The 24,984-nt window shown below is 66.0% G+C and carries 21 protein-coding genes and 1 pseudogene; 11 read left to right on the top strand and 11 right to left on the bottom strand.

All coding sequences use genetic code 11. The features are described from left to right. Positions 1-19 precede the first annotated feature (19 nt). Complete coding sequence (gene pstA, locus EPN51_RS06315) at positions 20-922, top strand: phosphate ABC transporter permease PstA (RefSeq protein ID WP_293038733.1); 903 nt, start codon at positions 20-22, stop codon at positions 920-922. 15 nt (positions 923-937) lie between these two features. On the opposite strand, the gene EPN51_RS06310 is transcribed toward pstA, so the two are convergent. After that, complete coding sequence (locus EPN51_RS06310) at positions 938-1,831, bottom strand: Ku protein (protein WP_293038731.1); 894 nt, start codon at positions 1,829-1,831, stop codon at positions 938-940. 153 nt (positions 1,832-1,984) lie between these two features. Beyond that, positions 1,985-2,926, bottom strand: a complete 942-nt coding sequence (locus tag EPN51_RS06305; RefSeq protein ID WP_293038729.1) for a carbohydrate kinase — start codon at positions 2,924-2,926, stop codon at positions 1,985-1,987. A gap of 11 nt (positions 2,927-2,937) precedes the next feature. Between EPN51_RS06305 and EPN51_RS06300 the strand changes: the two genes are divergently transcribed. The 3 genes from EPN51_RS06300 to EPN51_RS06290 all read left to right on the top strand — a co-directional run bounded on the left by EPN51_RS06300 (position 2,938) and on the right by EPN51_RS06290 (position 8,149). Continuing rightward, positions 2,938-5,214 (top strand): ATP-dependent DNA ligase, encoded by a 2,277-nt coding sequence (locus tag EPN51_RS06300; RefSeq protein WP_293038727.1) that lies wholly within the window; start codon positions 2,938-2,940, stop codon positions 5,212-5,214. Beyond that, entirely contained in the window at positions 5,211-7,154 is a 1,944-nt protein-coding gene (locus EPN51_RS06295; RefSeq protein WP_293038725.1) for a fumarylacetoacetate hydrolase family protein, read from the top strand. The genes EPN51_RS06300 and EPN51_RS06295 overlap by 4 nt, the downstream gene beginning before the upstream one ends. A 188-nt stretch (positions 7,155-7,342) precedes the next feature. Next, entirely contained in the window at positions 7,343-8,149 is an 807-nt protein-coding gene (locus EPN51_RS06290) for an enoyl-CoA hydratase/isomerase family protein (RefSeq protein ID WP_293038723.1), read from the top strand. A gap of 38 nt (positions 8,150-8,187) precedes the next feature. Here the strand turns inward: EPN51_RS06290 and EPN51_RS06285 are convergent, their stop codons facing one another. From EPN51_RS06285 to EPN51_RS06270, 4 genes are all read right to left on the bottom strand, one after another. After that, positions 8,188-9,054 carry an LLM class flavin-dependent oxidoreductase gene (locus EPN51_RS06285; protein WP_293038721.1) on the bottom strand — a complete coding sequence of 289 codons (867 nt, stop codon included), beginning with the start codon at positions 9,052-9,054 and terminating at the stop codon, positions 8,188-8,190. Between the two features lie 98 nt (positions 9,055-9,152). Then, complete coding sequence (locus tag EPN51_RS06280) at positions 9,153-9,917, bottom strand: STAS domain-containing protein (protein WP_293038719.1); 765 nt, start codon at positions 9,915-9,917, stop codon at positions 9,153-9,155. Between the two features lie 397 nt (positions 9,918-10,314). Further along, positions 10,315-11,295: a DUF4873 domain-containing protein gene (locus tag EPN51_RS06275; RefSeq protein ID WP_293038984.1), complete on the bottom strand. Its 981-nt coding sequence runs from the start codon at positions 11,293-11,295 to the stop codon at positions 10,315-10,317. Between the two features lie 251 nt (positions 11,296-11,546). Beyond that, a complete protein-coding gene (locus tag EPN51_RS06270) occupies positions 11,547-12,452 on the bottom strand; it encodes a diiron oxygenase (protein ID WP_293038717.1) in 906 nt (301 codons plus the stop codon). Between the two features lie 128 nt (positions 12,453-12,580). On the opposite strand from EPN51_RS06270, the gene cobF reads away from it, so the two are divergent. The 5 genes and pseudogenes from cobF to EPN51_RS06245 all read left to right on the top strand — a co-directional run bounded on the left by cobF (position 12,581) and on the right by EPN51_RS06245 (position 15,833). Next, positions 12,581-13,348, top strand: a complete 768-nt coding sequence (gene cobF / locus EPN51_RS06265; protein WP_293038715.1) for a precorrin-6A synthase (deacetylating) — start codon at positions 12,581-12,583, stop codon at positions 13,346-13,348. Between the two features lie 44 nt (positions 13,349-13,392). After that, complete coding sequence (locus EPN51_RS06260; protein ID WP_293038713.1) at positions 13,393-14,043, top strand: helix-turn-helix domain-containing protein; 651 nt, start codon at positions 13,393-13,395, stop codon at positions 14,041-14,043. A gap of 135 nt (positions 14,044-14,178) precedes the next feature. Next, positions 14,179-14,421, top strand: a pseudogene (locus EPN51_RS06255) (DNA-formamidopyrimidine glycosylase family protein); the annotation flags it as partial. Positions 14,422-14,574: 153 nt separating this feature from the next. Continuing rightward, entirely contained in the window at positions 14,575-15,042 is a 468-nt protein-coding gene (locus tag EPN51_RS06250; protein WP_293038981.1) for a zinc finger domain-containing protein, read from the top strand. Between the two features lie 41 nt (positions 15,043-15,083). Next, positions 15,084-15,833 (top strand): SDR family oxidoreductase, encoded by a 750-nt coding sequence (locus tag EPN51_RS06245; protein WP_293038711.1) that lies wholly within the window; start codon positions 15,084-15,086, stop codon positions 15,831-15,833. A 71-nt stretch (positions 15,834-15,904) separates the two neighbouring features. Here EPN51_RS06245 and pgi read toward each other — a convergent pair whose 3' ends face one another. The 3 genes from pgi to ric form a co-directional block, all read right to left on the bottom strand. Further along, the gene (pgi, locus tag EPN51_RS06240) at positions 15,905-17,569 is read right to left on the bottom strand and encodes a glucose-6-phosphate isomerase (RefSeq protein ID WP_293038709.1); all 1,665 of its coding nucleotides are present in this window, start codon (positions 17,567-17,569) and stop codon (positions 15,905-15,907) included. A gap of 67 nt (positions 17,570-17,636) precedes the next feature. Beyond that, positions 17,637-17,957 carry a chorismate mutase gene (locus EPN51_RS06235; protein WP_293038707.1) on the bottom strand — a complete coding sequence of 107 codons (321 nt, stop codon included), beginning with the start codon at positions 17,955-17,957 and terminating at the stop codon, positions 17,637-17,639. 510 nt (positions 17,958-18,467) lie between these two features. Further along, positions 18,468-19,145 (bottom strand): iron-sulfur cluster repair di-iron protein, encoded by a 678-nt coding sequence (gene ric / locus EPN51_RS06230; protein ID WP_293038705.1) that lies wholly within the window; start codon positions 19,143-19,145, stop codon positions 18,468-18,470. 151 nt (positions 19,146-19,296) lie between these two features. Between ric and pcrA the strand changes: the two genes are divergently transcribed. Continuing rightward, the gene (gene pcrA, locus EPN51_RS06225; RefSeq protein ID WP_293038703.1) at positions 19,297-21,744 is read left to right on the top strand and encodes a DNA helicase PcrA; all 2,448 of its coding nucleotides are present in this window, start codon (positions 19,297-19,299) and stop codon (positions 21,742-21,744) included. 82 nt (positions 21,745-21,826) lie between these two features. Here pcrA and EPN51_RS06220 read toward each other — a convergent pair whose 3' ends face one another. After that, positions 21,827-22,417 (bottom strand): hypothetical protein, encoded by a 591-nt coding sequence (locus EPN51_RS06220; protein WP_293038701.1) that lies wholly within the window; start codon positions 22,415-22,417, stop codon positions 21,827-21,829. Position 22,418: 1 nt separating this feature from the next. Further along, entirely contained in the window at positions 22,419-23,486 is a 1,068-nt protein-coding gene (locus tag EPN51_RS06215; protein WP_293038699.1) for a M23 family metallopeptidase, read from the bottom strand. A gap of 323 nt (positions 23,487-23,809) precedes the next feature. On the opposite strand from EPN51_RS06215, the gene sucC reads away from it, so the two are divergent. Next, complete coding sequence (gene sucC / locus EPN51_RS06210) at positions 23,810-24,973, top strand: ADP-forming succinate--CoA ligase subunit beta (RefSeq protein WP_293038697.1); 1,164 nt, start codon at positions 23,810-23,812, stop codon at positions 24,971-24,973. Positions 24,974-24,984 lie beyond the last annotated feature (11 nt).

The following is a 24,984-nucleotide window of genomic DNA, read 5'->3' as shown; positions in this document are numbered from 1 at the left end:
ATGACAATGGGCGGCGCCCATGACCGTTGACGGGCTCGACCAGCCGGTCAAGGCCGAGGTGTTCAGGCCGCTCAGCTTCCGGCGGCGGATCACCAACAACGCCGCGACGATCTTCTTCCTCGGTTCGTTCTTCGTCGCGCTGGTGCCGCTGATCTGGGTGCTGTGGATCGTGGTCGAACGGGGCTGGTACGCGGTGACGCGGTCGGGGTGGTGGACCCACTCGCTGCGCGGGGTGCTGCCGGAAGAGTTCGCCGGCGGCGTCTACCACGCGCTGTACGGGACGGTGGTGCAGGCCGGGGTGGCCGCCGCCCTGGCCGTGCCGCTGGGCCTGATGACCGCGGTCTTCCTGGTGGAATACGGTTCTGGCCGCCTGGTGCGGCTGACCACTTTCATGGTCGACGTGCTGGCGGGGGTTCCCTCCATCGTCGCGGCGCTGTTCATCTTCAGCCTCTGGATCGCCACCCTGGGCTTCCAGCAGAGTTCTTTTGCGGTGTCGCTGGCCCTGGTCTTGCTGATGCTGCCGGTGGTCGTGCGCTCCGCCGAGGAAATGCTCAGGTTGGTGCCCGACGACCTGCGCGAGGCCAGCTACGCGCTGGGTGTGCCGAAATGGAAGACCATCGTGCGGATCGTCTTTCCGATCGCGATGCCGGGCATCGTCTCCGGCATCTTGTTGTCCGTCGCGCGGGTGATCGGCGAAACCGCGCCGGTGCTGGTGCTGGTCGGCTACAGCCGGTCGATCAACCTCGACATCTTCCACAACAACATGGCGTCGTTGCCGCTGCTGATCTACACCGAACTCACCAACCCCGAACACGCCGGTTTCCTGCGGATCTGGGGTGCGGCGCTGACGCTGATCATCATCGTCGCCGTGATCAACGTCGTCGCCGCGGCCACCCGCTTCTTTGCGGCGCACAAACACTGACCGGGGTACGCCGGGTCAGGACTTCGCGGCCGCTTTCCTGGCCGGAGCCTTCTTGGCGGCTGTCTTCTTGGCGGTGGTCTTTTTCGCGGTGGTCTTTTTCGCCGGTGCCTTGCCGTCCCCGGAGCGCGCCTTCACGCTGGCCTCCAGCTTGGCCAGCAGATCGGACACGTCTTCGGTCTCGTCCAGCTCCTTGGGCTGCTCCTCGGTGGTAAACGCCTCTCCGCCTTCGAGTTTGGCTTGGACCAGCTCGTGCAGCTGGTTTTGGTAGTCGTCGTGGTAGCGGTCGGGGTTGAACTCTTCGGCCATCGAGTCCACCACCTGCCCGGCCATTTTGAGTTCCGCGGGCTTGACCTCGACCTTCTTGTCCAGGATCGGAAAGTCGGGGTCACGAATCTCGTCGGGCCACAACAACGTATGGATGACCATCACGTCGCGCTTGCCGAAGTCCTTGACCCGCAACGCCGCCAGGCGGGTCTTGTTGCGCAGCGTGAAATGGACGATCGCCATGCGGTCCGACTCGGCGAGTGTCTTCGCCAGCAGCACATAGGATTTCGACGACTTGGAGTCGGGCTCCAGGAAATAGCTGCGGTCGAACAGCATCGGATCCACCTCGCTGGCCGGCACGAATTCCAGCACTTCGATCTCGCGGCTGCGTTCTTCGGGCAGGGTGGCGATGTCGTCGTCGGTGATGATGACCATCTGACCGTCATCGGATTCGTAGGCCCGGGCAATGTCACGGTATTCGACGACTTCGCCGTCCACCTCGCACACGCGCTGGTATCGGATGCGGCCGTTGTCCTTGGCGTGCACCTGGTGGAACTTGATGTCGTGGTCCTCGGTGGCGCTGTACACCTTGACCGGGACGTTCACCAGCCCGAACGCGATGGAACCCTTCCAGATGGAGCGCATGTAAGTCAGTATGCCCATACTGTTCGCTGCCTAACAGCAGCCGGGCCGTCGCACCGCTGCTCAGGAGCACGCGAGCGTAACGGTACGGCGAGATCGTGCTCGAATTTTCGCCGTGGCGTTACGCCCGCGAGCACCCGGAAGCCTGGCGAGACGCTACCGCGGCTGGTTTGCCCCGGCCCGCAGCGCGGCCCGATCGGGGAGGTCGGCGCCGGCCCGGGCAATAGTGAGCGCCGACGCCAGGGTGGCCGCCTCGAGTGCTGCCGTCAGGGTGTCGAGCCGGATCCGTCGCAGGGCGGACCGGCGTTCGGCGCCCACCAAATCCAGGGACCACAGCGCATCGAGCATGCCGACCATGAACGCGTCGCCGGCGCCGACCGTGTCGACCACCCGGACCGGCCGGGCAGCCACCCGGGCGTCCCCGGCCGCGCAGAACGCCACGGCGCCCCGGCTGCCCAATGTCACGACGACGATCGCGGGTCCGGACGCCAGCCAGCCCCGGGCGGTGCGCTGCGGCTCGTGGTCGGGGTCGATCCACCTCAAGTCCTCGTCACTGACCTTGACGATGTCGCTGCGCTCGACCAGATGGGCGATGCGGGCCTGCGCCGCGTCGCGCTCGGCGATCAGCGACGGTCGCACATTGGGATCGAAGGTGATGCTGGCCGAGACGCGATAAGCCTCGAGCAGCGCCGCGACCGCCAAGCATCCCGGTTCGCGCACGGCGGCGATGGATCCCGTGTGCACCAGCAACGGTGGCGCGACCTCGGGTGTACCGGAAAGCTGCCATTGCAGATCGAAACTGTAAGCGGCCGAGCCGTCGTCGGCAATCGTCGCGACCGCGGTCGGCGTACGCTCGGCCGAGATGCTTCCCGGAACAAGTTGTACACCAGAGGTTTTCAGGTACTCCGCGATACGCCGGCCGGGTTCGTCATCGGCGATGTGGGTCAAGAAGTCGACCTCGCGTCCCAGCCGGGCCAGTCCGACCGCGACGTTGAGCGGGCTGCCCCCGACATGCTCGACGGCGCCGCGCCGCTCGACAGCGCTCTGCTTTTCGACCCTGTCGATCAGCGCTTCACCGATCACCAGCGCGCGGCCCATAGACTCACCTTATGAGTTCGACGGCGGGCCCGCGGGTCAAGCTGACCAACGCCGAAAAAGTGCTGTATCCCGCCACCGGAACCACCAAGAGCGACGTCTTCGACTATTACACGCGGATCGCCGAGGTGATGATCCCGCACATCGCCGGGCGTCCGGCCACGCGCAAACGCTGGCCCGACGGCGTCGAACGGGAATCGTTCTTCGAGAAGCAGCTGGCCGCCTCGGCGCCCGATTGGCTGCCGCGCGCCAGCGTGACCCACCGATCCGGAACGACGACCTATCCGATCATCGACGACCCCGACGGTCTGGCCTGGATCGCCCAACAGGCGGCGCTGGAGGTCCACGTGCCGCAGTGGCGGTTCGTCGCCGAGTGGACCCGCAGCCGGGCCGAAGAACTCAAGCCCGGCCCGGCGACTCGATTGGTGTTCGACCTCGACCCCGGCGAACGCGTGACCATGGCCCAGATGGCCGAGGTGGCGCGCGCCGTCCGCGAGCTGATCGCCGGGATCGGGCTGACCACGTTCCCGCTCACCAGCGGCAGCAAGGGCCTGCACCTCTACGCGCCGTTGCAGGAGCCGGTGAGCAGCAAAGGCGCCACGGTGTTGGCCAAACGCGTTGCGCAACAGCTGGAAAAGACGATGCCGAAGCTGGTCACGTCGACCATGACCAAGAGCCTGCGGGCGGGGAAGGTTTTTCTGGACTGGAGTCAGAACAACGGCTCGAAGACGACCATCGCGCCGTACTCGCTGCGCGGACGCGAAAAGCCGACCGTCGCGGCGCCGCGCACCTGGGACGAACTCGACGACCGGGCGCTGTGCCAGCTGCGGTATGACGAAGTACTGGCTCGGGTCGCGCGCGACGGCGATCTGCTGGCGCCGTTGGACGAGCAAGCACCGGTCCGGGATCGGCTGACCAAGTACCGCGGCATGCGCGACGCGTCGAAGACCCCCGAGCCGGTGCCCGCCGGAGAATCAGGGAAATCCGCTGCCGGGCAAGGGAACACCTTCGTCATTCAAGAACATCATGCCCGACGGCTGCACTACGACTTCCGGCTGGAACGCGACGGCGTGCTGGTGTCCTGGGCGGTGCCGAAGAACCTGCCCGAAGCCACGTCGGTAAACCACCTGGCGGTGCATACCGAGGATCACCCGCTGGAATACGGCGGGTTCGAAGGCGTCATTCCCAAGGGCGAATACGGTGCCGGCAAGGTGATCATCTGGGACTCCGGAACCTACGACGCCGAGAAGTTCCTTGACGACGAGGTCATCGTCAACCTGCACGGCAGCAAGATTTCCGGACGCTATGCGCTGATTCAAACCAACGGCGACCAGTGGCTGGCGCACCGGATGAAGGACCAGAAGGTCTTCGACTTCGACACGATCGCTCCCATGCTTGCCACCCATGGTTCGGTGTCGGCCCTGAAGGCCAGCCAGTGGGCGTTCGAGGGCAAATGGGATGGCTACCGGCTTTTGATCGAGGCCGACCACGGTACCTTGCGGATACGGTCCCGGAGCGGCCGCGAAGTCACCCAGGAGTACCGTGAACTACGTTCGCTGGCAGAAGATCTCGCCGAGCATCATGTGGTGCTCGACGGCGAGGCCGTCGTCCTGGACTCCTCCGGTGTGCCCAACTTCCACGAGATGCAAAACCGTGGTCGGGGCTCACGGGTCGAATTCTGGGCGTTCGACCTGCTTTACCTCGACGGCCGCTCGGTGCTGAAGGCCCGCTACCGGGATCGGCGAAAGCTGCTGGAAATGCTGGCCGCCGGCAGCAACCTGATTGTCCCCGAGCTGCTGCCCGGCGACGGCAAACAGGCGCTGGAGCACTCCGGCGAGCGCGGCTGGGAGGGTGTGATCGCCAAGAAGCGCGACTCCACCTATCAACCGGGCCGCCGTTCGGCGTCGTGGATCAAGGACAAGCACTGGAACACCCAGGAAGTCGTCATCGGCGGCTGGAAGGCCGGTGCAGGTGGACGCAGCAGCGGCATCGGTTCACTGCTGATGGGCATTCCCGGCGCGGGCGGGCTGCGTTTCGCCGGGCGCGTGGGGACCGGGTTCACCGAACGCGACCTGACCAATTTGAAGAGGACGCTGGCGGAGCTGCACACCGACGAATCCCCTTTCGCCCCGCCGCTTCCCAGCAGCGAAGCCAGGGGTGTGACGTTCGTCGAGCCGGTTCTGGTGGGGGAGGTGCGCTACAGCGAGTGGACCCCGGATGACCGGCTACGCCAATCGAGTTGGCGGGGGCTGCGGCCGGACAAGGATGCAAGTGAGGTGGTACGAGAGTGAAATGGGTTACTTACCAAGATGATTCGGTTGGTGAACGCGTCGGCGTCCTCTCGGGTGACACGATCCATGCAATGCCGTCGGGCGCGACGCTCCTCGATCTCGTCGCACGTGGTACCGATGGCTTGCGGCGAGCCGGGGAGGATGCGCGGCGATCCCCGGCGGCGGTCGTCCCGCTGGCGGAGGTGAGGTTGCTGGCGCCGATCCCACGCCCGCCGTCGATCCGGGATTCCCTGTGCTTTCTTGACCACATGCGCAACTGCCAGGCCGCGCTGGGCGCCGGGCGGGTGCTCGGTGACTCGTGGTACCGGATACCCGCGTTTTACTTCGCCTGCCCGGCAACAATTTTGGGTCCGTACGACGACGCCCCGACGGCACCCGGAAGCGCCTGGCAGGACTTCGAATTGGAGATCGCCGCGGTGATCGGATCCGGTGGCAAGGATCTCACCGTCGAACAGGCGGAACGGGCGATCATCGGGTACACCATCTTCAACGACTGGTCCGCACGCGATCTGCAGCAGATGGAGAGTCAACTAGGGATCGGGCAAGGCAAGGGCAAAGACAGCGGGGTCACGCTGGGCCCCTACCTGGTGACCCCCGACGAGCTCGAGCCGTATCGACGGGACGGCAGGCTGGACCTTCGGGTCACCGCCCTGGTCAACGACGTCGTCATCGGTTCCGGATCGACCGCCCAGATGGACTGGACCTTCGGCGAAGTCATCTCCTACGCCTCGCGCGGCGTCACCCTCGCGCCCGGTGACGTCATCGGCTCCGGGACGGTGCCCACCTGCACGCTGGTCGAGCACCTCAATCCGGCGGCGCTGGAATCGTTTCCGGGCTGGCTGCACGACGGCGACGTCGTCACGCTCCAGGTCGAAGGCCTCGGGGAGACTCGGCAAACCGTCCGCGCGAGCGGCGCGCCCCACCCGTTGGCCGCCCGTCCCAACCCGGATACCGCCCCCGCCCCGCGGCGGGTCAACCGGGCGCCCGCACGGGTGCCCTACACCCGCGGGCTGCACGAGGTCGCCGACCGGGTGTGGGCCTGGACGCTGCCCGATGGCGGCTATGGATGGAGCAACGCCGGGCTGATCACCGGCGACGGCGCCTCCCTGCTGGTGGACACCCTGTTCGACCTCGCGTTGACTCGCGAAATGCTCACCGCGATGCAGCCGATCACCGTGACCGCGCCGATCATCGACGCGGTGATCACACACTCCAACGGCGACCACACGCACGGCAACCAACTGCTCGATCCCTCGGTGCGGATCATCGCCGCACGCGGCACCGCCGAGGAGATCGAGCACGGGATGGCACCGGAGATGCTGGCCATGGCGCAAACCGCCAACCTTGGGCCGGTCGCAACTCCGTACACGCGAGAACGCTTCGGGCACTTCGACTTCAGCAACATCACGTTGCGCAACGCCGACCAGACGTTCGAGCGCAACCTCGCCGTCGAGGTGGGCGGGCGACGCATCGATGTGCTGAATCTGGGTCCCGCGCACACCGCCGCCGACTCGGTGGTGCACGTGCCGGACGCGGGGGTGCTGTTCGGCGGCGACCTGTTGTTCATCGGCTGCACGCCCATCGTGTGGGCCGGCCCGATCGCCAACTGGATCGCGGCGTGTGACGCGATGATCGCGCTGGATGCGCCGACGGTGATACCCGGCCACGGCCCGGTCACCGATCCCGATGGAATCCGTTCGGTGCGTGGCTATCTCGTGCACGTCACCGAACAAGCCGAGGCCGCCTACGCCGAGGGCCTGTCGTGGGCCGAGGCCGCCGACACCATCGACCTCGGCGAGTACGCGACCTGGCTGGACGCCGAGCGTGTCGTCGTCAACGTCTATCAGCGATACCGCGAACTCGACTCGGAGACACCGCAATTGGAGGTCATGGCCCTGCTCGTGATGCAGGCCGAGTGGCTGGCCAAACGGTCCTCGTGACCGCCCGCCGGCCGCGAGACTGCAACTACCAAGGCAGGTCGCGAGAAGGGGTGTCAACAGTTAGAGTTTCGCGGTCAGGTCTTGCACCAGCGGCCAGGTCCCAGGTGTCACCTTCGGTTCGTGCCGTGGCTTCTCCTTCATGGGTGGCCAAACCACGGTATGCCCGATCGGTCGCCTACGGTCTCGGTATGCCTTCAGTCAAACTGGAAACTCTCGAGGACAACATCGCCTGCATCACCCTGAACCGGCCGGAGCGCCTCAACGCCATCGACGGATCGTTGATCGGCGGCGTCGACGACGCCTTGGACGCGCTCAGCACGGGCGAGTTCAGGGTGGCGATCCTGACGGGTGCCGGGCGCGGGTTCTGCGCCGGGGCCGATTTGAGCGGCACCGGCGAGCCCTGGACGCGCAACAAGCCGACCACCCCGGCGTTCAAGGCAAACTACGATGCCCAGGTCCGGCTGGCCAACCTGTACACCCGGATCTACGAGCTGGACATCCCGGTGATCGCGGCGGTCAACGGTGTCGCCGTCGGAGGTGGCCTGGCGTTCTCGTTGGTGAGCGATATCCGGGTCGCCTCGGATCGGGCCCGGTTCGGTTCGGTATTCATCAAGGCCGGCTTCTCGTCGATGGACATGGGCACCAGTTACCTGCTGCCGAAAATCGTCGGCGCCGGCGTGGCACGCGAACTCATGCTCACGGGTCGCATCATCGACGCGGCCGAGGCCTATCGGATCAAGCTGGTGCATGAGGTGGTCGCGTCCGACGACCTGATGCCCGCCGCGCTCAAGCTGGCCCGCTCGATCACCGAGAACAACGCTTATGGCGTGTGGCAGACCAAGATTGGACTCAACGCGGCGCTGGACGCCCCCAGCCTGCGTCATGCCATCGAGATCGAGAACCGCACGCAGATCCTCACCGGTTTCACCAACAACCCGGTCGAGGCCGCCTTGGCGCACCGGGAAAAGCGTGCTCCGAGATGGGATCCGCTGTGACGAGATAGCGACCGCCACGGCCCGATCGTGGCGGCCCGCTAAACCTTCGCGATCACGTTCTCCGCGAACATCTCCAAATTGCGGATCTTGTTCTCCAGCGGCTCGGTGTCAGTTCCCTTGATGTAGGGGATGCGGAAGCCCACGATGACGTCGGTGACGCCTTTGTCCTCGAGCCGTTTGATGCCGTCGGCGGTGTAGGCATCGACCGAGATGACGTGGATCTCGAACGGCCCGGTCTTGCCTGCCTCCTCGCGGAACTTCTTGAGCTTGGCAAGCAGGTGATCGAGTTCCTCGGGGTCACCGCCGCCGTGCATCCAGCCGTCCAAGCGGGCCGCGCGCCGCAGCGCCGCGTCGGCGTGACCGCCGATCAGGATCGGGACGGGCTTGGTCGGAGCCGGCGTCATCTTGGTCTTGGGAATGTCGTAGAACTCACCGTGGAATTCGAAGTAGTCACCGGAGGTCAGGCCCTGAATGATCTCGATGCACTCATCCATCCGCTTGCCCCGCTTGGCGAAAGGTACTCCCAGCAATTCGTAGTCCTCGGGCCACGGGCTGGTACCGACGCCGAAACCCACCCGGTTGTCGGTCATCGCTGCCAGCGACCCGATTTGCTTGGCCACCAACGCCGGTGGCCGGATGGGCAGCTTGAGGACGAAGAAGTTGAAGCGCAGCTTCGAGGTGACCGCACCCAATGCCGATGTGAGCACAAAGGTTTCGATGAACTCCTTGCCGTCCAGGAACTCCCGGTTGCCGTCCGGCGTGTAGGGGTACTTCGAGTCGGACTCGAAGGGGTAGGCGATGCTGTCGGCGATCGTCATGGCGTCGTAGCCGGCCGCCTCGGCCGCCTTGGCCAGCGGGATGTAGAACCTAAAGTCAGTCATCGCCTCTGCGTAGGTAAACCGCACGTCATCTGCCTTCCTGAAGGGGTCGTCACACGACATTAGAACGTGTTCTAGTTTCAGCACAACCGGCAGATTGGTGTGGCTGGACTGGTTGGAACGCGCTAAAGCTGGTTCTCGGGGCCGATGACCGCCCACACCGTCTTCCCGGACGACGTGGGCGTGCTACCCCAGGCGCGTGACAAGGCGTCGACGATCGCCAGGCCGGACACGTCGATGCCCTTCGCCGGAGACTGAAGTCGCGCGGCGGGCGTGTTGCTGGCGTCGGACACCGCGATGGTCGCTGTCGTGCCCTGCGCCTCGATCCGCATCAGCGGAACGCTGGCGGTGTGTTCGAGCACGTTCTCCACGAACACGTTGACGACCACCAGCGCGACGGGGATGAGCTTGGCCTGCGACCACGTGGTGAGCCACTCACGGACCAGGCGCCGCGACTCGCGCAGGCTGGTCAGGTCGGCGGGCAGGTGGGCATCGGCGCGCTGGTTGGCGCGACGACTGTTCTGGCCGAGCGCCTTGATCGCCGCCTTCTCGCTGGAATACACGGGCATGAAGTGGGCGATACCGCTGCGGGTGATCGCCTCGCGGGCCCGCCGGTTGGTGCAGACGAACACGATCGGAACGTGGGGCGCGCCGCCGATCTGCCAGTAGGCGCCCAGGAAGGTCGACCACGCCGGTTCGGCGTTCAGCTTGAGCCCGGAGACGTTGACGATAATGGCGGAGGCCTCGTTCGACGTCGCCTTGACGAGGCGGTCGCGAAGTGCGGTGGAGTTGTTGGCGTCAAGCACACCGTCGACGGTCAGAACGGCTACCGAATCATCCGTGCGCGTCGCAACGGCCAACGAACTGGCCGACTCAGCCACCGGGCTCATCCCAGCTCAATCGGGACGTCCGGATGCATTTCCCGCTCCTCGTGTTCTGCCGTGCCGACTGCTTGAGTATCCGCCCTCAACGGTAAAAGTCTAGTTCGCGGTGGACCGGCCTCAACGCGCCGAGGAACAGCAGGCCGCGATCGGGAGTCCCCCGGACCCATGCCGCAGACCCGCAATGAACACATCATGCGCCCCCCTCCGCGCCCGCCGAGACGTCGATCCGCAGCCCGCCCCGAACGCGCCCTGGAGTTCATTGCTTAGCACGCGCTTTCCTCGGGGTTACCACGCGGCGAGCGCGGCCAAACTTTCTGGTATGGCCAAAAACGGCGCATTTCCTGCAGAAATGCACCGGTGTTCGCGGTGTTGCGGCGGCCGGCGAAGCGCTGCTCGTGCCAGTTCACCCGTCGCTCAGCGGGTAGGGCGGGGCACCCACTCCGGCGACCGAGTGCGTGCCCCAAGGTGTCCGTTCGACGATGCGCGCCGGCGCGCTGCGCTGACCCACCGTCAGCGTGGCAGTCCGCGCCTGCTTGAGTTCGTCACCCGACGGTGAACCAAACAGCGTTCCCTGCCAGTGGTAGCGCCCGTCGATCGGGTCCAAATGACCGGTGAGCCGGACCCGCACGGGATGGCGGTTCCCGGCGATCTCCAGCGTGGCGGCGCCGTCGTAGGTGTCATCGCGGACGGGCGCGGTGGCCGAAAGGTCGAAGGCGGACGCCACCGGTGGGGGTTCGGCCGCCTGCAGTTGGGCACGTTCGTTGAAGACCTGCTGGCTGCTGGCGCGCACCTCCATGCGGCCGCTGCCGGTGCGCTTCATGAGTTCGAGGCACTCGACGATGTAGCGGGCTTGCGCGCCGGGATCGGGTCCGGTGATGAAGAAGTAGTTGGGAAATCCGTGAACCGCCACCCCGCAGAACGGCTCCATGCCGTCGTGCCAGGCCTGCCGGATGGGCAGCCCGCTCACGCCGGTCAGCGTCTCATCGGCGATGTGATCGGGAATCGAGAATCCGGTGCCGTAGATGATGGCGTCGACACAGTGGTGGACGCCGTCGCCGGTGCGCACGCCCGACGCGGTCACCGCCTCGATCGCCGACGAAGCGATCACCACCGAAGGTCGCGGCCGGGCCGGGCGGATGTGGCCGCGCAGCCAGTGTTTGGCGCGGGTTGACCACAGCGGCACCTCGAAGACAACTCGACGCGGTGCGCGGGCGAATACGGTGACGGATGTTGCGGTTTGGATCAGCCGGCCGAGGTGGTGGCCGGCCGCGGCGTCGGTGCCGATTATCGCGATGCGTTTGCCGAACGGGTCAAAACCCGGATCCCACTCCGCGGCGTGAAACGACTCGCCGCGAAACTGGTCGCGCCCGGCGATCCGCGGCAGCCACGGGACGTAGACGCCCCGGCCGGCGACGACGACATCAGCCCGAACGATCTCGCCACCGGCCGTGGTCAACAGCCAGGTGTCCGAGGCGTCGTCGAATCGCGAGTTGACGACTTCCTGGCCGGGTGTCTCGAGCAGGACCAGATCGGTGAACCCGGCGCCCGACAACGCGGCCCGGGCGCGCTGAGCGCCGGCCGCCGCGCCGACAATGACGATGTGGCAGCGGGTCTCGTCGCCGGCGCGCGGCGGCGTCACAGAAACCTGCTGCGCTTCCAGCCGCGGCGCGCGAGGCGGCCCATCAGGCCTACCTCGGTCAAAAACGCCGCCAGTGGAGCGAAGCCGGCAACCTGGATGTCGCGGCGATGCGGGCTGGTGCGCGCGGTCCTTCGGGCCCGTAGCGGGTCGAGACCCGTTCGCGCATAAGGGATTGGGTTGCTGAACAGATAGTTGAAGAAGTAGCCGCCCAGCCCGTTGATGTTGGCCATGAACCAGCGGTTGACCCGAGGCATTTCGGCGACGCGTTTGCGCGCGCCGTCGCGCGCGAATTGGATGTGGCGCGCCTCCTCGGTGACGTGAATACGCATGAGCCGCTGAATGATTGGCTGCAGTTCGGGGTCGTCCATCATCTGCCGCTGCAGCGAGTCGAAGATTTCCTCACCGATCAGGGCGGCCACCCACAGCATCGAGCCGCGCTGAAACGCCAGCGGAAGCAGGTTGATGATCATGCGGTGAAACAGCCGGGGCCGCACCGGTTTTGCGCCGATGCGCTCGATGGCCTTGCCGAACATGACCATGTGCCGGGTCTCGTCGCCCAGTTCGGTCAGCTTGTAGTGCGTCGACCTACTGGTCGGGTCTTCGTGCAGGATCGTGCGCAGCAACGCTTGGTTGAGCATGTTCTCGAACCAGATCCCGGCCGAGAGCGTGTTGACCAATTCCTGGCGGGACAGTTCGATCTGCTGTTCGCGGCTCATCTCGTCCCACATCGGGGTGCCGTACAGCGACACCAGCCGCGGTGGCAGATAGAACTTGTCGGGATCGAGCGGGGCATCCCAATCGATGTCGACGACGGGCTCATAGGACTTCTTGACCGAGCCCTTGAGCAACCGCTCAGAGAACTCCTCACGACTCGGCCCACCTGGCTTCACCGCAGTGGTCATCGCTCGCGTCCCTCCATTGGGCGTTTCATACAGTACCCATGGTACTGGGTACTTCTGGTCCCGACTAGGCCTTTGCGGTGTCGATTCGGCAATGTGGGCGGAGCAGCGACGCGAGTCAGGAGAGTCCATTGGGTCGGCACATCCACGTCATCGGCATCGGCGCCGGGGATCCCGATTATGTGACCGTGCAGGCGATCGAGGCCCTCAACGACACGCAGGTGTTTTTCGCGATGGACAAGGGCGAGCGGAAAAGCGACCTGGTGGCGCTGCGACGCGAGATCTGCACCAGGTTCATCCGCGAGCCGGGCTACCGGTTCGTCGAGCTGCCCGACCCCACGCGCGCAAGCGATGTGGATTACCGGGACGCCGTCACGGATTGGCATGCCGCACGCGCGCAGATCTGGGCGAAGGCCATCTCGGCGGAGCTGAGCCCGCACGGCGTCGGCGCCTTCTTGGCCTGGGGCGACCCGTCGCTCTACGACAGCACCTTGCGCATCCTCGACACCGTCGCCGCGCAAATCGATTTCACGTTCGACGTGATCCCGGGCATCACCGCGGTGCAGGCGTTGACCGCCCGGCATCGCATCCCGCTCAACGAGGTCGGCGAACCCGTTCTCATCACCACCGGCCGGCAGTTGCGCGCGCACGGGTTGGCCGGAGCGGCGGTCGTGATGCTCGACGCCGACTGCTCGTTTCAGGTGTGCCCGCCCGACACCCGGATCTGGTGGGGCGCCTACCTGGGCACCGACGACGAACTGCTCATCGCCGGCACCGTCGGCGAGGTGGGGCCCCGCATCGTTTCGCTGCGCGCCGAAGCCCGTGCTCGACACGGCTGGATCATGGACACCTATTTGCTCAGGACGCGCCCAGGATCGGGAGCTTCTTCCGACGGGTGAGGGTAGCGCCGCAACCTCGTCCTTGCCCTCGAACCGTACGAGATTTGTCATCGGGGAGTGAAAGACGACGTCGGGCGTCCTACGGGCAGTTCTGCGGCCTGGCACGCGCGCTGGATGTGGTGGGTGATCGCTGGAGCCTGCTGATCGTCCGTGAGCTGCTGGCCGGCCCGATGCGCTACGGCGAACTCATGGCTTCGTTGGGCGGGATTGCCACCAACCTGCTCTCAGATCGCCTGCGGAGCCTGGAATCGTCGGGAGTGATCGAGCGGCGGCTGGGTCAGACCAAGGGTGTCCTTTATGCCCTGACGCCCTGGGGCGGCCAACTCCGTGAAGCGGTCGAGGCGCTCATCCGCTGGAGCGTCCCGCTGATGGCACCGGGACCGGGTGGCGACCCGATGCAGCCGCGATGGCTGGCTATCGCGCTCCCGGCGCTGCTCCGCGAAAGGACGTCGAAGCGCCCCATTGAGCTCGGCATTGAAGTTGCCGATTCATTGATGACCCTGCGGATCGACAAGGATGGCTCCCACGTGACCGTCCAACCCGAGCGGCGCCCTGGCACGATCCTTGAAGCGGAGCCAGAGGTGGTCCTCGGACTCTTCGCCGGTGCGATCACCATCGACGAAGCACTGTCCCGGGCCCGCGTCCACGGCGACCCGGACATCCTTATCGCGGTCCTGCGAATACCGCAGACATGAGCGGGCTGCTCGACGAGGTCCTCACGGCCTACGGCGGTCTTGAACGGTGGCGCGCGGTGACCGCCCTGACCGTCGACCGAACCCGGGGTCAGAGCGCGATAGACACCACAGCGCCGCGATCGGCACACTGAAACCGTGCCCGAACTGCCCGAGATCGAAGCGCTGGTGGACCATCTACGGCGCCATGCCGCGGGCCTGACGGTCGGCCGGGTCGATATCGCCGCCCTGTCCGTGCTGAAGACCTTCGATCCGCCGATCAGCGCGCTGCACGGCCAGACCGTGGTCGGTGCCGATCGCTGGGGCAAATACCTGGGGCTGCGGACGGACAAGCTTTTCCTGATCGCTCATTTGTCGCGGGCGGGCTGGTTGCGGTGGTCCGACAAGCTGGCCGCGGCGCCGCTGCGGCCCGGCAAGGGGCCGATCGCGCTGCGGGTGCACCTGGGCAGGCCCGGTGAGGCGCCCGGCTTCGACCTGACCGAGGCCGGCACCCAGAAGCGGCTGGCGGTGTGGCTGGTGGGTGATCCACGGCAGATCCCGCAGCTTGCCGCCCTCGGGCCGGACGCGCTGGAGCTCGACCGCGACGGTCTGGCCCGCGTTCTGGCCGGCAACACCGGCCGGATCAAGACCGTGATCACCGACCAGAAGGTGATCGCGGGCATCGGCAACGCCTACAGCGACGAGATCCTGCACGTCGCGAAGATCTCGCCGTTCGCCACGGCCGGCAAGCTGTCCGACAAGCAGCTCGCCACGCTGCACGATGCCATGATCACGGTGCTCACCGACGCGGTGAGCCGATCCGTCGGCCAGGGCGCGGCCACGCTCAAAGGCGAGAAGCGCTCCGGATTACGCGTGCACGCCCGCACCGGGCTGCCCTGCCCCGTGTGCGGGGACACCGTGCGTGAAGTGTCGTTCGCGGACAAGTCTTTTCAATACTGTCCGACGTGCCAGACCGGCGGCAAAATCCTGGCCGACCGGCGGATGTCGCGTTTGCTTAAGTAGTCGCGCGTCCGGGACTCGACACCTGTCGATATGCTGCCCCGATGACTCGCCAGAAGATCCTCATCACGGGTGCCAGCTCCGGGCTGGGTGCCGGCATGGCGCGCGCCTTCGCCGCCAAGGGCCGCGACCTCGCACTGTGCGCGCGTCGCACCGACCGGCTCGATGAGCTCAAAGCCGAGCTGTCGCAGCAGTATCCGGGCATCACCATCGCGGTCGCCGCGCTGGACGTCAACGACCACGAGGCCGTCCCCAAAGTGTTTGCCGAACTCAGTGACGAGCTGGGCGGCATCGATCGCATCGTCGTCAATGCGGGGATCGGCAAGGGCGCCAAGCTCGGGTCCGGCAAGTTGTGGGCCAACAAGGCGACCATCGAGACCAACCTGGTGTCGGCGCTGGTGCAGATCGAGACCGCGCTGGAGATGTTCAACAAGAACGGGTCGGGCCACCTGGTGCTGATTTCGTCGGTGCTCGGCAACAAGGGTGTGCCGGGCGTCAAGGCGGCGTACGCGGCGAGCAAGGCCGGAGTGAGCTCACTGGGTGAATCGTTGCGCGCCGAATACGCCAAAGGGCCCGTGAAGGTCTCGGTGATCGAGCCCGGCTACATCGAGTCGGAGATGACGGCCAAGTCGAACAGCACAATGTTGATGGTGGACAACGAAACTGGCGTCAACGCGCTCGTCGCCGCCATGGAACGTGAACCCGGCCGCGCAGCGGTTCCGTGGTGGCCGTGGGCGCCGCTGGTGCAGTTGATGCGGGTGCTGCCGCCTCAGCTGACCAAGATGTTCGCCTGAGCGCTCGATTGTGAATCCGCGACGGCTTCACGGCGGGTGCCGTCGCCAGATTCACTGCCGGCATAGGACTGTCAGTTGGTGCGCCCTCGGGCGCTGCGGTAGCGGCGGACCAGGGCATCGGTCGAACTGTCCGACTGCGGCACCGGCGAACCGTCCGCGGTGAGCACCGGAAGCAGGGCTTTGGCCTGGGTTTTGCCGAGCTCCACACCCCACTGGTCGAACGAGTCGATCCCCCAGATCACACCCTCGGTGAAGACCTGATGCTCGTAGAGCGCGATCAGCTGGCCCATGGCCGACGGCGTGAGCCGGTTGGCCAGAATCGAGGTCGACGGCCGGTTACCGGGCATCACCTTGTGCGGCACGATATCCGCCGGTGTGCCTTCGGCGGCGATCTCTTCGGCGGTCTTACCGAAGGCCAGCACTTGGGTTTGGGCGAAGAAGTTGCTCATCAACAAGTCGTGCATGCTGCCGCTGCCCTCGGCGGTGGGCAGGTCGTCGATGGGTTGGCTGAAACCGATGAAGTCGGCCGGAACCAACCGAGTTCCCTGATGCAGCAACTGATAGAAAGCGTGCTGTCCGTTGGTTCCCGGTTCGCCCCAAAAGATTTCACCGGTATCGGTGGTGACCGGGCTGCCGTCCGCGCGTGCGGACTTGCCGTTGGATTCCATGGTCAGCTGTTGCAGATAGGCCGCAAAACGTGCCAGGTCGTTGGAATACGGCAACACCGCGCGCGATTGCGCGCCCATGAAGTTGGAGTACCACAGGCCGATAAGTCCAAGCAGCACAGGCGCGTTGGACTCCAGCGGGGTGGTCTTGAAATGCCGGTCGACGATGTGGAATCCGGAGAGGAAGTCCGCGAACGCTTCCCGGCCGATGACGGCCATCACCGACAGCCCGATCGCAGAGTCCACCGAGTAGCGGCCTCCGACCCAATCCCAGAACCCGAACATGTTGTCGGTGTTGATGCCGAAGTCGTCGACGAGGCGCTTGTTGGTGGAGACGGCCACGAAGTGCTGCGCCACCGCGGCGTCGCCGAGGGCGTCGGTCACCCAGCGTCGCGCGGCCGTGGCGTTGGTCAGGGTTTCCAGCGTCGAGAACGTCTTCGACGCGACAATGAAAAGTGTTGTGGCGGGGTCTAAGTCGGCCAGGGTGGCGATCAGATCGGCGGGATCGACGTTGGAGACGAAGCGCGCCGAGATGCCCGCGTCCGCGTAGTGGCGCAGGGCCTGGTAGACCATCACCGGGCCGAGGTCGGATCCGCCGATGCCGATGTTGACGACGGTGCTGATCCGTTCCCCGGTGGCTCCGGTCCATTCACCGCTGCGCAACCGGTCGGTGAAGTCACCCATCCGGTCCAGCACGGCATGCACGTCCTCGACGACGTTTTGGCCGTCGACGATCAGTTCGGCATCCCTGGGCAGTCGAAGCGCGGTGTGCAGCACCGCGCGATCCTCCGAGGTATTGATGTGGACGCCGGCGAACATCTGGTCGCGGCGCTCTTCGAGATTCGCGGTGCGGGCCAGATCGACCAAGAGCCGCAGCGTTTCTCGAGTGATGCGGTGCTTGCTGTAGTCGATATAGAGGTCGCCCACCGAGACGGTCAGCTCGCGGCCGCGATCGGGATCCTCCTCGAAAAGCTGGCGCAGCTGGGTGCGGCCGATCTGTTCATGATGCCTGCGCAGGGCGTCCCAGGCCGGGGTGGCGGTGATGTCGGGGAGGGTATGCACGGAGGTCATCCTTCGACCCTATGGGCTCCGACGTGAGGGAGCCAGGTGCGGCGGGGAGCCCAGCGCCAGACCGGGGTCAGTGACCAAGCCGGCCCCTGCCCAGCCGCAGCAGCAGTATCGCCAGGTCCTTACCCTCGGGGCCGAGTTCGCTGTAGCGCTCGATGACCTTCATCTCGCGGCTGTGGACCAGCCGCGTGCCGCCGGAGGCCATCCGGGCCTTGCCGATCGCCTGAGATACCTCGGTGCGCCGCTTGACCGCGGCGAGAATCTCGGCGTCCAACCGGTCGATCTCGTGACGTAATTCGTCGATGCCGGTGGGCTCTTGGGTTTCCACCGTCTCGATGCTCATTGCAGCTGCCTCCGCGTCTTCGTCGTGATGTGTGGGTTTTGGACTCATGCAGCATCGGGCCTCACAGAAGACGAGCCCCGGATGCCGAAAACGGGCCACGGGGCTCTGCGGAAGCAGTTAGACCACGGGCACCGCGGACCGGCACCCGTAGGGAAATCGGCGGCGCCACTCCTCGGTCGGGAAGTGTCGTCGACACTGCACATTGAGCACGAATTGAGTCTGCCACTAAGGACAGTCCGCACGCAAAAAAGCGCGCTTAAGCTGCGCTTTTTAGACTTGGGTTCAATTACGTCAACCGATCGAAGACGGTTTGGAACGTGCGTTCCGACGCGCCGATTTTTCGGGAGTCCGCTTGGCGCGGTCGGCGCCGCCCGAGCCGCCAGCCCGGTTTGACGCCTGGCCCCTTCGTGTCCCTGGGCGACGGAACGTTTGGACTGACGTCCGCTCGACGGCCTCAACCCGCAACAGCGCCAGGCGCTAGCGCATGAAGGTTCGCCGTTGGCTGGTCGTGGCGGGGTGCGTGCTCGGGGCCCCCGCCCGACCCAGCCCCGGGCGGGATCACACTCTGGCGAGCGCCCGCGCGAACAGCACGTTGTTTTCCTTGTGCACATGCAGGTGCAGGTCGGATTCGATCTCTTCCAGACCGGCCAACATCGCCGTGTACGACGCACAGGCATCCGAGGGGACAGCGTAACCGCTGGTGAGCTCGCGCAGCTCTGCCAGCAATTCACCGGCGATGTCGTGTTGCTTCATGTTCTGCTCCAGCGCGGTGCGCAGTTCACCGGAGACCGCGGCGTCACCGCGGGTGCGCAGCTCGGGGAAGATCGTGGTCTCCTCGGTGCGCAGATGAGGCTCAACTTTTTCGCGCAGTTCGCCGAACGCATTTCGGACCTTCCCGAGTTCGGGGTGGTTGTCCCCGTGCACCCGGGCCACCTTGTCTACCAGCGCCGACATCCGCGGGAATTCGTCCCACAGGAACCGGTGGTGCGTGTCGATGATGTGCTCGATCAATACCGTGTCGGCCATATCCGCCCAGTCGGCCCGCGGCCCGGGCTCCTCGCCGTTCAATGCGGTGAGAACCTCGTCGACGTCGATCTGAGCCTCGCTGCACGCCGCACCGATCGGGCGTTGGCCATGGCAGCAATAGTCGATACCGAAGCGGTCCAGTATCCGGGTGCGCGAAGGGTCGGCGGTGATGACATCGCCGAGAATGGTCTCGGACGTGTAGGTGGCCATCGCAATCTCCTTGTGGTCGGTGAGACAGGTCGTGGTCGGTGAGACAGGTCGCAGTCTAATAAATCCACATGCGCTCGTATTTATTCCGGGGTATGGCGCCAAGGCGAGGGTTGCACCGGGTGTCACCGTCTGGCGGTAGGTTAGGGACGTCATGACCGGATACCTGACCGACGCTGTGACAAGCGCATTTCCTTCCCCCCAAGCCTCCTCGGCCAGCCAGGGGCTGCTCGAGGGGCTCAACCCGCAACAGCGCCAGGCGGTGGTGCACGAGGGTTCCCCGCTGCTGATCGTGGCCGGGGCGGGCTCGGGCAAGACCGCGGTGTTGACGCGCCGCATCGCCTATCTCATCGCGGAGCGCGGGGTCGGGGTGGGCCAGGTGCTCGCCATCACCTTCACCAACAAGGCCGCGGCCGAGATGCGCGAACGGGTGGTGCGGCTGGTCGGCAACCGGGCCCGCGCCATGTGGGTGTCCACCTTTCACTCGACCTGCGTGCGCATCCTGCGCAACCAGGCCTCCCTGATCGAAGGCCTCAATTCCAACTTTTCGATCTACGACGCCGACGATTCGCGGCGGCTGCTGCAGATGATCGGGCGCGACATGGGCCTCGATATCAAGCGCTACTCGCCGCGGCTGTTGGCCAACGCCATCTCCAACCTGAAGAACGAGCTGATCGACCCCGCCGACGCGCTGTCAAACCTGACCGATGATTCCGACGAGTTGTCCCGCACGGTGGCGAGCGTTTACGGCGAGTATCAGCGGCGGCTTCGGGCAGCGAACGCGTTGGACTTCGACGACCTGATCGGGGAGACAGTGGCGGTGTTGCGGGCGTTCCCGCAGATCGCCCAGCACTACCGGCGGCGGTTCCGGCATGTGCTCGTCGACGAGTACCAGGACACCAACCACGCGCAATACGTGCTGGTGCGGGAATTGGTTGGCCGCGGCGGTTCAGCGAGGCTCGCCGGGGCTGGTCCGGGGGCCGGCGCGGGCGAGGCGCAGTGGGGACCGCCGAATCAGCCCGGTTCCGACGAGGTATCCGACCCCTCAGCTGACGAGGTGTCGCCGGCCGAGTTGTGCGTGGTCGGTGATGCCGATCAGTCGATCTATGCGTTCCGCGGCGCCACCATCCGCAACATCGAGGACTTCGAACGCGACTATCCCGACGCGACAACCATTCTGCTGGAACAGAATTACCGGTCGACACAGAACATTCTGTCGGCGGCCAACTCCGTGATCGCCCGCAACTCCGGGCGCCGTGACAAGCGCCTGTGGACCGCCGCCGGCGCCGGCGAGATGATCGTCGGCTACGTCGCCGACAACGAGCACGACGAGGCCAGATTCGTCGCCGAGGAGATCGACGCGCTTGCCGAGAAAGGCGAGATCACCTACAACGACGTCGCCGTCTTCTACCGCACCAACAACTCGTCGCGGTCGTTGGAAGAGGTTTTCATCCGCGCCGGGATTCCCTACAAAGTGGTTGGGGGAGTGCGCTTTTACGAACGCAAGGAGATTCGCGACATCGTCGCCTATCTGCGGGTGCTGGACAACCCCGGGGACACGGTCAGCATGCGGCGCATCCTCAACACCCCGCGTCGGGGCATCGGTGATCGCGCCGAGGCCTGCGTGGCGGTGTACGCCGAGAACACCGGGGCCGGCTTCGCCGATGCGCTCGTGGCCGCAGCCGAAGGCAAAGTGCCGATGCTGAATTCCCGAGCGGAGAAGGCGATCTCGGGTTTCGTCGAGCTGCTTGACGAGCTGCGGGGCCGCCTGGATGACGATCTCGGGGATCTGGTCGAGTCGGTGCTGGAACGTACCGGATACCGCAGAGAGCTGGAATCCTCCACCGATCCGCAGGAACTGGCGCGGTTGGATAACCTCAACGAACTCGTCAGTGTGGCACATGAATTCAGCACCGACCGGGCGAACGCCGCCGCGCTGGGCGAGTCCCTGCAAACCCCGGAAGACGAGGACGTGCCGGATACCGGTGTGCTGGCAGAGTTCCTGGAAAGGGTCTCGCTGGTTTCCGACAGCGACGAGATCCCCGGGGACGGCGCCGGCATGGTCACGCTGATGACCCTGCACACCGCGAAAGGCCTGGAGTTTCCGGTGGTGTTCGTCACCGGGTGGGAGGACGGGATGTTCCCCCACATGCGGTCATTGGACGATCCGGCCGAACTCTGCGAGGAGCGGCGGCTGGCCTACGTGGGGATCACCAGGGCGCGCCAGCGCCTCTACCTGAGCAGGGCCATCGTCCGGTCCTCCTGGGGGCAGCCCATGCTTAACCCGGAATCGCGGTTCCTCAGGGAGATTCCGCAAGAATTGATCGATTGGCGCCGCACCGCGCCCGCCCCGTCGTTCAGCGCGCCGGTGAGCGGCGCCGGACGATTCGGCACGCCGCGCGCGGCCCCGACCCGCTCCGGGATGAGCAAACGACCGCTACTGGTACTCGAGCCCGGCGATCGGGTGACGCACGACAAGTACGGGCTGGGCCGGGTCGAGGAGGTTTCCGGCGTCGGCGAATCGGCGATGTCGCTGATCGACTTCGGCAGCTCGGGACGGGTGAAGCTGATGCACAACCACGCCCCGCTCAGCAAGCTCTAGCCCGCACGAGAGTGTGCGACGAGCGTGCACCCAGCGCGAGAAATTCGCGAATTCCTCGCAATGACTGCGCATTCGGCGCCGGTCAGGCCTCCAGCCAGCGTTTGGTTTGCGGCAGCAGCACCAGCACCACCGTGGCGATGGGCAACAGCGGCAGCAGGTGCACGACCCACGCGACCCGGGCACCGGCGATGAACACGCCGATATAGGTAAGGAATGCGACGAATGCGCCCGCCAACAGGAGGTAGCGGCTGACCGGTCGGCGCTGCAGCAGCGTGATCACACCCGACACCGTGGTCGCGGCGAACACCAGGGCGAGAAACGCGACCGCGATGCAGAACAGGCGATCGGACTTCCACCAACCGGCGATCAGGTCGGTGGCGACCACCGACGTGGCCCACCCGCTGACGATGCTGACCGCGCAGGCGGCGACGGCCGTGCGGTCGGTGGGCTCCAGGGCCGGCGCTCCGGCATAGCTCGTCCGTCCCGCGCGAGGGCCACTCCGGTACGGCGCTGACGCCGGAACGAACTGACTAGTCGGGGAGTCCGGTGTGGTGGGGATCGGCCCGGTCGGCGCGCGGCGGATGATCCGTGTCCGTGAGTCGGAGGACGATGAGGGCTCTGCAGCGGGTTCGGGCGGACGCGGACCGGAAGGGTGTTCGTTCGGCGCGGTCACCTCAACCAGCGTAGTTGCTGACCATAAGACCACGCTTAGCCAGCCACGGCACGGGATCGATCCGCTCGGTGCCGCTCCGCAGCACCTCGAAATGCAGGTGCGGGCCGGTGGAATTGCCCCGGTTGCCCATGGTGGCGATCTGGTCACCGGCCATCACGCGCTCGCCGACGCTGACCAGGGTGGTGTTGATGTGACCATAGAGCGTGACCGTGCCGTCGGCGTGCCGCAGCTTGACCAGCATCCCGTAGCCGCCGGCCGGCCCGGCCTCGATGACGACGCCGTCGGACACCGCCACGATCGGCGTGCCGATCGAGTTGGCCAGGTCGATACCGGCGTGCAGCACGCCCCAGCGGTAACCGAAGTTCGAGGTGAATATCCCCTTCGTGGGCATCACGTAGAGCGGTTGCTGCAATCGCGCCTCGCGCTGCGCGCGGTCATTGGCGAAGGCGACGCCCCTGGCGAGTTCCTGGTTGTGCAGCGCTGCGGTCGCCGCGCGCTCCACCGCGATCACCTCGGGGCCACGGACGGTGTTGACGGTGTTGCTGCCCGATCCGCCGGTGAGCGCGGACGCGTTGGCAGTCAGCACCGCGTCGGTCTTGGGGGTGTCGGCGTGGCTGGTGGCCGTGTGGGCGGCCGCGGCGGCGGCGCCGGCGGCCATCGCCGAGATCAGCAGGCGGCCCCGGGCCGCGCTGGTCGGTTGCTTGCGGTGCTGGCCTCCGCGGCGGGTCGCGTCGACGACGTCGGTGGCGCGCGGGTGATCGAGGCGCCGTTCGGGGCGGGGCTCGAGGGTCACCCGGGGCAGCACCTCGGTGGCGGGCGCGGCCAGCCACTGTGGCCTCAGGTCGTCGGTCTCGTGGAGATCGTCGAGCTCCGGCGCCAGCAGCACCTGGGCTTCGTTGTCGAACGTCGAGTCGTTGCTGAAGTCCAGGTCGGTGTGATCGCTGACGTCGTCACTGAAATCACTGAAATCAAGGTCGCCGAAGTCAAAGCCGTCGAGCGGAAGGATCTCCGTGACTTCGGTTCGATGGGGATCCGTCGACCGGGTGGCTGCGGCGCGACCTACCCTCAAGACGCCTGTTGTTAGGGCAGAGGGCCGGGCAAAACGGTGCTGGGACAACCTGAAATGTCCTCGTATCGTGACCATAACGTTATCTGGACCCTAGGAAGGTAGCCGCTGACGCGCGGGGCTGGCAACCTCGTCGCACGATCCGGGCGGAATTGTGATTTGGATCACGCGGGCCGTCTATCCATGTCCCGTGAGCTGTGCCACATCGGCGGACGCGGCGGTAAAAGCCGTTTCGAGGGTGGATACAGTTCGTCCGTGCGAGTTGCCGGATGCGGCACCGCCCACCAAGAGGCCTAGCAGTTGAGTCGAGCGAAGACAGAGAGTCCATGGACCTTTTCGAGTATCAAGCAAAAGAATTGTTCGCCAAGCACAACGTACCGACTACGCCGGGGCGCGTGACCGACACCGCCGAGGGTGCTCGCGAGATCGCCACCGAGATCGGTCGTCCGGTGATGGTCAAGGCGCAGGTGAAGGTCGGCGGACGTGGCAAGGCGGGCGGCGTCAAGTACGCGGCGACGCCCGAGGACGCCTACGAACACGCCAAGAACATCCTCGGTCTCGACATCAAGGGACACGTCGTCAAGAAGCTTCTGGTCGCCGAGGCCAGTGACATCGCCGAGGAGTACTACATCTCCTTTCTGCTCGATCGCGCCAACCGCACCTACCTGGCCATGTGCTCGGTCGAGGGCGGCATGGAAATCGAGGAGGTGGCCGCCACCAAGCCCGAGCGGCTGGCCAAGGTTCCGGTGAACGCCGTCAAGGGTGTCGACCTGGCGACCGCGCGTTCCATCGCCGAACAGGGCCACCTGCCGGCCGAGGTGCTCGACGCGGCCGCGGTCACCATCAACAAGCTGTGGGAGGTCTTCGTCGCCGAGGACGCCACCCTGGTCGAGGTCAACCCGCTGGTGCGGGATCCGCAAGACCGGATCCTGGCGCTGGACGGCAAGGTCACCCTGGACGCCAACGCCGACTTCCGTCAGCCCGGCCACGCCGAGTTCGAGGACCGCGACGCCACCGACCCGCTGGAACTCAAGGCCAAGGAGCACGACCTCAACTACGTCAAGCTCGACGGCGCCGTCGGCATCATCGGCAACGGCGCGGGCCTGGTGATGTCCACGCTCGACGTCGTCGCCTACGCGGGTGAAAAGCACGGCGGGGTCAAGCCGGCCAACTTCCTGGACATCGGCGGTGGCGCGTCGGCCGAGGTGATGGCCGCGGGCCTCGACGTCATCCTGCACGACAAGCAGGTCAAGGCCGTGTTCGTGAACGTGTTCGGTGGCATCACGTCGTGCGACGCCGTCGCCAACGGGATCGTGACCGCGCTGAACATGCTCGGCGCCGAGGCCAACAAACCGCTCGTGGTCCGGCTCGACGGCAACAACGTCGACGAAGGCCGGCGCATTCTGGCCCAAGCCAACCACCCGCTGGTGATCCAGGCCGAGACCATGGACGCCGGTGCCGACAAAGCCGCCGAGCTGGCGAATAAGTAAGGGAGCCAAGC

Source organism: Mycobacterium sp., assembly GCF_004298145.1.
In the GTDB taxonomy this organism is placed as follows: Bacteria; Actinomycetota; Actinomycetes; order Mycobacteriales; family Mycobacteriaceae; genus Mycobacterium.
The sequence above is the reverse complement of the archived record's forward strand: the minus strand, read 5'-3'. Positions and strand labels throughout refer to the sequence as shown.

What these genes read in the sequence shown, in the direction of transcription:
- EPN51_RS06300 (WP_293038727.1), top strand. Translation starts at nt 2,938, where the DNA reads ATGAGTTCGACGGCGGGCCCGCGGGTCAAGCTGACCAACGCCGAAAAA.
- EPN51_RS06280 (WP_293038719.1), bottom strand. Translation starts at nt 9,917, where the DNA reads ATGAGCCCGGTGGCTGAGTCGGCCAGTTCGTTGGCCGTTGCGACGCGC.
- EPN51_RS06245 (WP_293038711.1), top strand. Translation starts at nt 15,084, where the DNA reads ATGACTCGCCAGAAGATCCTCATCACGGGTGCCAGCTCCGGGCTGGGT.
- sucC (WP_293038697.1), top strand. Translation starts at nt 23,810, where the DNA reads ATGGACCTTTTCGAGTATCAAGCAAAAGAATTGTTCGCCAAGCACAAC.
- ric (WP_293038705.1), bottom strand. Translation starts at nt 19,145, where the DNA reads ATGGCCACCTACACGTCCGAGACCATTCTCGGCGATGTCATCACCGCC.
- pcrA (WP_293038703.1), top strand. Translation starts at nt 19,297, where the DNA reads ATGACCGGATACCTGACCGACGCTGTGACAAGCGCATTTCCTTCCCCC.
- EPN51_RS06235 (WP_293038707.1), bottom strand. Translation starts at nt 17,957, where the DNA reads ATGAGTCCAAAACCCACACATCACGACGAAGACGCGGAGGCAGCTGCA.
- EPN51_RS06310 (WP_293038731.1), bottom strand. Translation starts at nt 1,831, where the DNA reads ATGCGCTCCATCTGGAAGGGTTCCATCGCGTTCGGGCTGGTGAACGTC.
- EPN51_RS06305 (WP_293038729.1), bottom strand. Translation starts at nt 2,926, where the DNA reads ATGGGCCGCGCGCTGGTGATCGGTGAAGCGCTGATCGACAGGGTCGAA.
- pgi (WP_293038709.1), bottom strand. Translation starts at nt 17,569, where the DNA reads ATGACCTCCGTGCATACCCTCCCCGACATCACCGCCACCCCGGCCTGG.
- pstA (WP_293038733.1), top strand. Translation starts at nt 20, where the DNA reads ATGACCGTTGACGGGCTCGACCAGCCGGTCAAGGCCGAGGTGTTCAGG.
- EPN51_RS06290 (WP_293038723.1), top strand. Translation starts at nt 7,343, where the DNA reads ATGCCTTCAGTCAAACTGGAAACTCTCGAGGACAACATCGCCTGCATC.
- EPN51_RS06270 (WP_293038717.1), bottom strand. Translation starts at nt 12,452, where the DNA reads ATGACCACTGCGGTGAAGCCAGGTGGGCCGAGTCGTGAGGAGTTCTCT.